9 protein-coding genes are annotated in these 10,063 nt (G+C 74.8%); all 9 read right to left on the bottom strand.

Translation table 11 applies throughout. The annotated features are described in order from the left end of the window. Positions 1-282: 282 nt before the first annotated feature. Complete coding sequence (locus tag JZ5iCDA_RS12680; protein ID WP_083259988.1) at positions 283-1,281, bottom strand: cation diffusion facilitator family transporter; 999 nt, start codon at positions 1,279-1,281, stop codon at positions 283-285. A 57-nt stretch (positions 1,282-1,338) separates the two neighbouring features. Continuing rightward, complete coding sequence (locus JZ5iCDA_RS18950) at positions 1,339-2,220, bottom strand: hypothetical protein (RefSeq protein ID WP_069387508.1); 882 nt, start codon at positions 2,218-2,220, stop codon at positions 1,339-1,341. Then, a complete protein-coding gene (gene mnhG / locus JZ5iCDA_RS12690; RefSeq protein WP_069387509.1) occupies positions 2,217-2,702 on the bottom strand; it encodes a monovalent cation/H(+) antiporter subunit G in 486 nt (161 codons plus the stop codon). Before mnhG ends, JZ5iCDA_RS18950 begins: the two co-directional genes overlap by 4 nt. Beyond that, entirely contained in the window at positions 2,702-3,109 is a 408-nt protein-coding gene (locus tag JZ5iCDA_RS12695) for a monovalent cation/H+ antiporter complex subunit F (protein ID WP_069387510.1), read from the bottom strand. Before JZ5iCDA_RS12695 ends, mnhG begins: the two co-directional genes overlap by 1 nt. Further along, entirely contained in the window at positions 3,106-3,765 is a 660-nt protein-coding gene (locus tag JZ5iCDA_RS12700) for a Na+/H+ antiporter subunit E (protein ID WP_069387511.1), read from the bottom strand. The genes JZ5iCDA_RS12695 and JZ5iCDA_RS12700 overlap by 4 nt, the downstream gene beginning before the upstream one ends. Beyond that, the gene (locus JZ5iCDA_RS12705; protein ID WP_069387512.1) at positions 3,762-5,327 is read right to left on the bottom strand and encodes a Na+/H+ antiporter subunit D; all 1,566 of its coding nucleotides are present in this window, start codon (positions 5,325-5,327) and stop codon (positions 3,762-3,764) included. Before JZ5iCDA_RS12705 ends, JZ5iCDA_RS12700 begins: the two co-directional genes overlap by 4 nt. Beyond that, positions 5,327-5,896: a Na(+)/H(+) antiporter subunit C gene (locus JZ5iCDA_RS12710; RefSeq protein ID WP_083259989.1), complete on the bottom strand. Its 570-nt coding sequence runs from the start codon at positions 5,894-5,896 to the stop codon at positions 5,327-5,329. Before JZ5iCDA_RS12710 ends, JZ5iCDA_RS12705 begins: the two co-directional genes overlap by 1 nt. An 11-nt stretch (positions 5,897-5,907) precedes the next feature. Then, positions 5,908-8,970, bottom strand: a complete 3,063-nt coding sequence (locus tag JZ5iCDA_RS12715) for a Na+/H+ antiporter subunit A (protein ID WP_069387513.1) — start codon at positions 8,968-8,970, stop codon at positions 5,908-5,910. Between the two features lie 215 nt (positions 8,971-9,185). Continuing rightward, on the bottom strand, positions 9,186-10,063 hold an 878-nt coding region (locus JZ5iCDA_RS12720), incomplete at its 5' end, for a hypothetical protein (RefSeq protein ID WP_216093447.1).

The raw sequence follows: 10,063 nt of genomic DNA on the forward strand, positions 1-10,063 counted from the left end.
CCGTGAGGCCGACGGACGGTGCCAGGACCGCCACGGCCGCGATGCCGGCGGTGATCGCGCCGGCCCTCGCGGGACCGGTCCGCAGGTGCCGTGCGGGCTCTCGGCGGCGGGGACGCGCGGCGGCGGCGCTCGAGCCGCTCGCGCGGTGGCGCGGGTTCTGGGGCGGGAGCATCGCCCGACCATAGCGTTACCGGATCGTGATGTATAACCGCGCAGGTCGGGCGCGAGGGTAGGGACCGGCTCTCCCCGCACCTCGTCAGAGGAGCCTCTCCCCGCACCTCGTCAGAGGAGCGACGGCTCCTCGGGCGTCGACACCGTGAAGACGGCGCCCGCGACCAGGGGCGACCGTGTCACCTCGCGCTCGAGCTCGTCGAGGCGTCGCGCGACGGTCGCCTCGGTCTCGTCGCCGGTGAGGTCGACGCTCGCCACAAGGTACAGCGACCGGGGACCGACGTACTCGAGCCGCAGGTACGTGACGCGCGCGACCTGCGGCATCGCGGCGATCGCCCGCAGGGCCGCGTCGCGCGTGCGGGGCTGGGCCGCCTCGCCGACGAGGAAGCGGCGGTTCCGGTCGATGAGGACGAGCGACACGGCGGCGAGCACCACGCCGACGAGGATCGAGCCGATCGCGTCGGGGACCGGCGACCCGGTGAGCTGGTGCGCGAGCACGCCCCCGCAGGCGATGACGAGCCCCACGAGGGCCGCCGCGTCCTCGGCGAACACCGCGCGCAGCGTCGGGTCCGACGTGACGAGCACGTGCTGCAGGGTGTCGCGCTGCGCCTGCCGCGCCTCCGCGCGGACCTGCCGCCGCGCCTGGAGGAACGAGACCGCCTCGAGCGAGAACGCCACCGCGAGCACGACGTACGCGACGCCGTAGTCGCCCGCCGGCTCGGGGTGGACGAGCTCCTGGATCCCGTGCGTGATCGACACCCCGGCGCCGACCGCGAAGAGCCCGATGGCCGCGAACATCGACCACACGTAGGCCTCGCGGCCGTGGCCCAGCGGGTGCGTCGCATCGGCGGGGCGGCGCGAGCGGCGGTCGGCGACGAGGAGGAAGACCTCGTTGCCGGCGTCGGCCCACGAGTGGACGGCCTCCGCGAGCATCGACGCCGAGCCGGTGACCAGCGCGGCGCCCGTCTTCGCCACGGCGACGAGGGCGTTCGCGACGAAGGCGACCACCACGGTGAGGGTGCTCTCACCGCCGCCGGATCCCTGCACGACGCGCGGGCTGCCCGCCTCGTCCGTCCCGTCACCAGGGCCCTCGGGCTCGTGCCTGCGCATGCTGCCGGTCTACCAGCGCCCGACGGCGTCCGCTCGACGACGCCGTCGCGCGACGACCTAGCGGGCGGCGTCGATCGCCGAGTTCAGCGCCCCGGCGGCCTCCTCGGCCCTGCGGGTCGTGACCACGATCCGCGTCCCGCCCGCGACGTGCACGACGACGGCCGGGCCCCTGCGCACGACGAACCCCGTCTCCTCGCCGATGCGGTGCCCGCCGAGGCCGACGCGCGGACCCCAGCCGCCGAAGTCGCCGAGCGGGTCGACGGCGCGCACCTCCGCGCGCTCCACGCGGTCGAGCGGCACGACGACCGGGCGACCCCCGAGCCACCGGACGACGAGACCGTCGGGTCCCGCCTCGAGCCGGGCGCCGAGGCCGATGGCTTCCGTGACGACGGCGCCCGGCGCAGCCGCGCGCGGCAGGTCCGCCGGCGGCGTGCCCTCCGCCCAGGCCACGGAACCCGTCTCGCGCGGCACGCGCGACGCGAGGACGCCGGCGACGACCGCCACGGCCGTCGCGCCGAGGAGGGCCGACAAGCCCAGCCGGGCGTCGCGGGCGTCGGCGAGGTCGAGCTGCGCGGCGAGCGTGAGGACGTGGGTCCCCAGGAGCAGCACCACGAGTCCGGTACCCAGACCGACCAGCGGGCGCCGCACGCCCAGCGGCACGCGCCAGAGCGCGCCCCACAGACCCAGGCCGAGGCCGAGCACGAGGGCCAGCACGGCCGGGGGCGCCGTCGTCGCGGCGAGCGGCCCGAACGCGTCGGGCGCCGGCACGGACCAGTGCGTCGCCACCGGGTCGGGGAGGCGCGGCGCCCACACGAGCGACACCGTGACGACGGCGGCCGCGCCCACGACGGGCGCCACGCTTGCGAGGACGACCGCGCGGACGTCGAGCGCGCCCCGCACGGCGGACGGCGCGCGCGAGGGCGCGGCCGGCGACGTCACCGACGTCCCCCGTCCGCGGGCGGCTCCCCCTCCATCCGGATCGCGACGTCCTCCACGGGAGCGGTCGCGCTCGTCGCGCGCTCGGGGTCCCGGACGTCGTCGTCGTGCTCGCCCAGGAGCTCGCGGTCGGCGGCCGCCTGGTCGCGCGTGAGGTCGTCGACGACGAGCTCGCCGGTGCGGACCTTGCCCGTGCGGTAGCCCGCGCGCCCGACCATGTGGGCGGCGACGGGCGAGGTGAGGAGCTGGAACGCGACGACCAGGGCGAGCGTCGCGACGGCCCCCCAGGAGCGCAGGCGCAGGCTCAGGCCGAGCAGCACGAGGATGAGGCCGAGCACCTGCGGCTTGGTCGCGGCGTGCATGCGCGCGAGCAGCTCGGGGAACCGCACGACGCCGACGCCCGCGGCGAAGGCGAGGAAGGCGCCCAGCAGGAGGAGGACCGCCGCGACGACGTCCGCCACCGCGTCCCAGAAGCCCGCGTCCATCAGCGCACCTCCCCCTCGGCCGGCGTGCCGTGGTGGTCGCGGTCGACCGCCCGGTCGCGCTCCGCCTCCTCGGCCGCGCGCCGCTCGGCGTCCTCGCGCGCGATCTCCTCGGGCGTGCGGATCCGCCCCTCGCCCTCGGGCTCCACGGACGCGAACCGGGCGATGGTCACCGAGCCGACGAAGCCGACGAGCGACAGCACGACGAGCAGCGGGATCGTGTCGGTCCGGCGCGAGAACGCCGCCTCGAGCGCGATCGCGCCGACGAGCGTCGTCGTGAAGACGTCGAGCGCGACGGTGCGGTCGAGCATCGACGGGCCGCGCTCGGCCCGCACGACGGCGAGCGTCGCGGCGGCGCCGAGCAGCACGGCCGCGGCGACCACCACGACGAGGAAGACGGTGTCGCTCATCGCTCGGTCTCCTTCCCGGCGCCCGTCTCGCGACCGGGCCGGCCTCCACGCGTCCTCGGGCCCACGGGACCGCTCTCCTGGTCGGGCGGGTACAGGCCGGCGCCGCGCAGCTCGTCGTTGGACGCGAACGCGTGCAGCACACGCGCCTCGAGCGCGAGCGTGTCGGCGCGGACCTGCTCGACCCCGCCCGCCTGGTCGACGTCGAGCACGTGCAGGTAGAGCATGCCCGTCAGCCGGTGCGCCTCGATGACCAGCGAGCCGGGCACGAGCGACGTGAGCTCCGCCGTCAGCGTCATGTAGACGTCGGAGGGGTTGCGCAGGCGCACCCCCACGACCGCGCCGCGCGGCGTGCGGCGCGGGTCGACGGCGAGCGCGGCCACCTGGAAGGACGCCGTGAACAGGTCGACGACGAACCGTGCCAGGAGCACGAGCAGCGGCCACGGGCGCGTGCGGCCCCGCACGGCGACGGACGGGAGCGGCAGCAGGACGAGCACCGTGCAGGCGACGAGGACGCCGGCCACGACGTTCCCCCAGGAGAGGTCGCCCCAGAGCATGACCCACACGAGCGTGAGCCACGCGACGGTGCGCCACTGCGTGGTGACGCGCCGGAACGGGCCGCTCGAGAGCGTGCTGCGGCGGCGGTGCAGGCTGTTCACGAGCCCTCACCGCCGTCCGCGACGTCGCTCGAGACGCCCTGGCCGCGCCCGGAGTCGTCCGGGAACACGGCGTTCACGTACGTGTGCCCGTCGAGGAGCGTCGCCGCGGCGCGCTCGGAGTACGCGTAGAGCGGGCCGGCGACCACGGTGAGCGCGACGCCGAAGGCCACGAGCGCCGTCGCGGGCCCGACCATGCCGCGGGGCAGGCGCGCCGTCTCCGGGATCTCCACAGGCGCCGTCTGCCAGAACGCCTTGTTCCACGCCTTGACGATCGCGTAGAGCGTGAGGAGGGACGTGACGACGGACCCGACGACGAGCGCCCACGTGAGCGGCGTCCCCTGGGCGACGCCCTCCTGGAGCAGCCCGAGCTTGCCGAGGAACCCGGACAGGGGCGGGATGCCCGCGAGGTTCATCGCCGGGACGAAGAACAGGATCGCGAGCCCCGGGGCGAGCTTGGCGAGACCGCCCAGCCGGTCGAGCGACGTCGACCCGCCTCGGCGCTCGACGAGCCCGACGACGAGGAACAGCGTCGTCTGCACCGTGATGTGGTGCACGACGTAGAAGACGGCCGCCGCCATGCCCGGCTCGGAAGCGAGCGCGATGCCGAAGATCATGTAGCCGATGTGGCTCACGAGCGTGAACGACAGGAGGCGCTTGATGTCGTTCTGCGCGACGGCGCCGAGGATGCCGACGATCATCGTCGCGAGCGCGAGCCACAGCAGGAGGTCGTCGAGGTCGTCACCCGGGAAGAGCAGGGTCTGCGTCCGGATGATCGCGTACACGCCGACCTTGGTGAGCAGGCCGGCGAACACCGCGGTGACCGGCGCGGGCGCCGTCGGGTAGGAGTCGGGCAGCCACGCCGACAGCGGGAACAGCGCCGCCTTGATGCCGAACGCGAGGAGCAGCAGGAGCTGGATGGTCGTCGCGACGCCGGGGTCGATGTCGGGGAGTCGCTCGGCGAGCTGGGCGAGGTTGACCGTGCCCGTCGCGGCGTAGGTGACGGCGATCGCGACGAGGAAGATGATCGAGGACAGCAGCGCGACGACGACGTAGATCGAGCCGGCCCGGATGCGCTCGCCCGTCCCGCCGAGCGTGAGCAGCACGTAGCTCGCGGCGAGGAAGATCTCGAAGCCGACGTAGAGGTTGAACAGGTCGCCGGACAGGAACGCGTTGAACACGCCCGCGGCGAGCACCATGAACGTCGGGTGGTAGATCGCGACCGGGGCCTCGTCGTCGCCGTCGGCGACGCCCTGCGCGAGCGAGTACAGGAGCACGCAGAGCATGACGAAGCTCGACACGGTGAGCATGAGCGCCGCGAGCCGGTCGGCGACGAGGTCGATGCCCACGGGGGCCGCCCACTCGCCGATGTCCACGACGACCGGCCCGCCGTCCGCCGCGACGAGCAGCGCGACGGAGACGCCGAGCACCAGCAGGAGCGTCGTCGCCGCGATGATCCGCTGGGCGCGCGCGTGCCGCCACAGCGCGAGCGTCAGGCCGGCCGCGACGAGCGGCAGCGCCACCGGGAGCGGGACGAGCGCCTTGGAGACCTCGGCGAGATCCATCAGCCCCTCCTCCCCTCGTCCGTGCCACGGCCCTTCGCGTCCCGCCGGTCCCCCGGCCGTTCGACGACCGCCTCGGTCTCGGGGTCGTCCAGCCGCCTGTCGGTGACGCCGTCGCCGTCCGCGTCGGTCTCGTCGCGGACCTGGGCGGCCTCGTCGTCGAGCGTCTGGCCGCTCTCCTCGGTGTCGAGGTCCTCGAAGGCCGGGACGTTGCGCGCGGCCTGCCGCGCGACCCGGCGGTCCTCGAGGTCGTCCTGGGCCTCGTCGTGGCCGTGCAGCTGCCACGACCGGTAGGCCATGGCGAGGACGAACGCCGTCAGCCCCAGGGTGATGACGATGGCCGTGAGCACCATCGCCTGGACGAGCGGGTCGCTCATCTCGTCCTCGGGCGTGGTGCCGACGAGCGGCGCGCCCCCGGCGCGACCGCCGGCGACGAGGAAGAGCAGGTTCGCACCGTTGCCCATGAGGATGAAGCCGAGCAGCACGCGCGTGAGGGTGCGTTCGAGCAGCAGGTAGACGCCCGCGGCGAACAGCACGCCGATCGCGAGGACGAGGACGACGCTCGGGGTCATGTCGATGTCGCTCACCGGCGGCCACCTCCGATCGCGTCGGGCTCGAGGGCCGCCATCGGGCTGGAGTCGTCCCCGGGCTCGCGGCCGAGCGCGGCGCGCTCGCCGTGCCGGTCGATCTCCGCGCCGAGCGTCCGCAGGATGTCGAGGACCAGGCCGACGACGACGAGGAACACCCCGACGTCGAAGAACAGCGTCGTGACGAGCTTGACGTGGCCGAAGACCGGCAGCGTGAGGTCGACGATCGCGCTCTGCAGCACCGAGCCGCCGAGCAGCAGCGGCACCAGCCCGGCACCGGCGGAGAGGAACAGGCCCGTCCCGAGCAGGATGCCGGGGTGCACGGGCGCCGCCTCGCCGAGCTCGTACCGCCCGCCGGCGAGGTACCGCACGACGAGCGCGATCCCCACGACGAGGCCCGCCGCGAACCCGCCGCCCGGGTTGTTGTGCCCGGAGAACAGCAGGAAGAGCGCGAAGACGATCATCGAGTGGAACAGGACGCGCGTGACGACCTCGAAGATCACGGACCGTCGTTGCGGCGCGAGCGTGCGGCCGGCGGAGAGCCACACCGACATGCGCGGCTGCCCCTCGTCCGTGACGCCGCGACGGCGCAGGGCCGCGCCCGGGTCGGGCTCGCCGCCCCAGACGCCCTGCCCCTGGCCCTCGCTCCGGGGACCGCGCACGACGCGGGCGTTCGCGATCCGCAGCACCTCGCCGCTGCGCACGCGCAGGAACACGAGCGACGCGACGCCGGTCGCGGCGGCGAGCAGCACCGAGATCTCGCCCATCGTGTCCCAGGCACGGATGTCGACGAGCGTGACGTTGACGATGTTCTTGCCGCCGCCCCACTCGTACGCCTCCTCCGGGAAGTCCACGGAGATGGGCGTCGCGACGCGCGCGAGGGGGGCGACGAGCGCGAGGCCCATCATGACGACGCCGACGGCGACGCCGATCCCGAGGCGGACCCAGCGGCTCGCGGCGAGCGGCCGGTCGGAGAAGTACGGGGGCAGGCGGCGCAGCACGAGCACCATGACGACGAGCGTGACGGTCTCGACGAGCACCTGCGTCAGCGCGAGGTCGGGCGCCCCGTGCAGGAGGAAGAGGACGGCGTTGCCGTAGCCCGCGATGCCGATGAGGATCACGGCCTTGAGCCGGCGCCGCGACCGGGCGGCGAGGACCGAGGCCACGCAGACCGCGAGGACGGCGGCGAGCTGGGCGGGGCGGTCCCACGCCTTGAGCTGCTCGGGCCAGCTCGTCTGCACGACCATGACGAGGCCCGGGCCGAGGACGAGCGCGAGCAGGATGATGCCGAGGTAGAACGGCAGCGAGCCGCGCTGCGTCACCGCGGTGACGTCGGCCGCCGCGTCGTCGAGGCGGCGCATGATCCGCCGGTACGCGACGTCGGCCTCGGGGACGGACCACAGCGAGGCCTGGAACCGCTCGACGCGCGACCGCTGCCAGAAGAGCAGGGCGCCGACCGCGAGGACCAGCACGGTCAGCGCGAGGGCCGGGGTGAGCCCCGCCCACAGCACGAGGTGGCCCGGCTCGCCGGCGGGGTACGTCTCGGCGAACGGCAGGAGGAGCTCCTCGCCGACGTGCGGGAAGAGCCCGGCGACGAGACCGAGCACGGCGAGCACGACCGCGGGCGCGACGAGCAGGAACGGCAGCGGCTTGATCCGCGCCGGGTCGACGAGCGGCTCGTCGGGCTCCACGACCGGGCCGCGCGCCGCGCGCAGGTCGACGTGCTCGTTCGCGCGCGCCGGGGCGCCGACGAACCGCTTGTGCGACGAGAACGCGCCCCACCAGAAGCGCAGGCTGTAGGCGGTCGTCAGCATCGACCCGACGACGACCGACCACAGGGCCACGGCGTCGACCCAGGCCGGTCCCTGCCCGTGCAGGAGCCCCTCGAGCGCGGCCTCCTTCGCGACGTAGCCGGCGAACGGGGGCAGGCCGATCATCGACGCCGTCGCGAGGGCGCCGGCGGTCGCCGTCCACGGCAGGGCACGGCCCACGCCGGTGAGGCGGCGCAGGTCGCGCGTGCCGGTCGCGGCGTCGACGGCGCCGACGACGAGGAACAGCGTCGCCTTGAACATCGCGTGCGCGCCGATCATCGCGAGGCCGGCGAGCGCCGCGCCCTGGGTGCCGAGGCCGACGAGCAGGATGATGAACCCGAGCTGGCTGACCGTCCCGAACGCGAGGACGAGCTTGAGGTCGTACTGCCGCAGCGCCCGGTACCCGCCGACGAGCATCGTCCCGGCGCCGAGCGCGATGACGAGCGACCGCCACACGGTCGTGTCCGAGTACGCCGGGGCGAACCGGGCGACGAGGTAGACGCCCGCCTTGACCATCGCCGCGGCGTGCAGGTAGGCGCTCACCGGGGTCGGGGCAGCCATCGCCGCGGGGAGCCAGAAGTGGAGCGGGACGAGCGCGGACTTGCTGGCCGCGCCGACGAGGAGGCAGACCACGGCGGCCGTCACGGCGCCGCCCGTGGGCGGGTCGGCGACGATCTCCGACAGCCGGTACGTGCCGGCCTGGACACCGAGGACGACGAGCCCGACGAGCATCGCGAGGCCGCCCGCGGTCGTCACGACGATCGCCTGCATGGCGGCGCGCCGTCCCGCCTTGCGGTCCGCGTAGTGCCCGATGAGCAGGTAGGAGAAGACGGTCGTGAGCTCCCAGAACACGAAGAGGAGCAGCACGTCGTCCGCGACGACGAGCCCCACCATCGCCCCGGCGAAGGCCGTGAGCACGCCGCCGAACCGGCGCAGGCCCTGCGCGGTCGGCGAGAAGTAGGCGGAGCAGTAGACCAGGACGAGGGCGCCGACGCCCCCGACGAGCAGCAGCATGAGCCACGACAGCGTGTCCATGCGGAACGCGAGCTCGAGCCCGAGGCCCGGCACCCACTCGTGCACCGACGTCGGGTGGTCGCCCTCCATGACGCGGCGCGTCCAGCTCAGCGCGTAGACGGCGGCCGAGGCCGGCGCCAGGGCCATGACGAGGAAGGCCCGCCGGCCGAGCAGCGAGAAGAGTGCGGGCGCGCCCAGTGCCATCGCGAGATGCGCGACGAGCACGTAGAGCACGGGCCGCTCCGTCCGGGTCGGGGGCGGGTGGGCGGGTCTTGCCTGGACTTGTCACTCGTCCCGGCGCCGGGGAGGGCGCGCACGACGACACGAGGCCGTGGACGCGACGAGCAGCCGCGTCGACCACGTCCATTTTACGGGGAGGTCGGGGGTGTGCGCGTCCGCGGCACGACCGCCGGTCGTCCCGTGACCTACGTCTCAGTGCTCGGAGGCTGTCAGAGGTCCTCGCGGTCCACGAGGAACTCCGCCTCGTCCGCGATCTCGCCGCCCACGGCGTCGTGCAGCGTCCCGGCGATCTGCGCGACCACCTCCGCGGCGCGCTTGCGGGCCACGCGGTGGTCCATCGACGGCTGCTCCTCCTGCGACTCCGCGAGGTCGCGGGGCTCCCAGCGCACCCGGTAGCTCACGGCGCCGTCCGCGGCCCACGGCAGGCCGCGCAGGAGCAGCGGGAGACGGTCCTCGCCGCCCACCTCGACGGCCACGAGCCCGTCCATCCCGAGGTCGACGAGGAGGCCGTAGCCGTCGAGCACCGAGCCGGTCGTCAGCGCCTTGATGTCGACGTCGTCGGCCGCGGCGTGGATCGCGCGGCGCAGCTCCGGGTCCATCTTCTCCCCCGGGTACAGCGGGAGCTCCGTGATGCCCTTCGGCGGCCCGCCGTACGAGGCGCCCTCCGTCGCGAGCGTCGTGCGCGGGTGCTGACGCGCGACGAGCGCGAGCGCGGCGTTCGGCTCGAGCCAGACGTCGGAGTACAGGCACATGTCCACCGCGGCGCCCGGGTCGGGCGTGAGGACGACGCCCGGCGAGGCGGGGTTGCCGACATCGGTGCGCACCGACCCGCCGAGGCGCCGCGCCGCGGCGACGAGCCACGCGACGACGCGCTCCTCCTCGCGCACCGGCAGCCCCGCCGGGAACGCGCGCCCGATGCCGTCGCGGTCGCCGCCGCCCGGGTAGGGCGCCTCGCCGCGCTCGCGCGGGCACACGACGTCGAACACGAGGGCGGTCCCGGGCGGGAGGCCCGCACCCGCCGGGGCGTAGGGGCCGGTGAGCGTCGTGTGGCGGGACGTGCGCAGCACGCCCGGCTCGCCCGCGCCGG

The sequence above is a fragment of the Cellulosimicrobium cellulans genome, assembly GCF_001722485.1.
In the GTDB taxonomy this organism is placed as follows: Bacteria; Actinomycetota; Actinomycetes; order Actinomycetales; family Cellulomonadaceae; genus Cellulosimicrobium; species Cellulosimicrobium cellulans_A.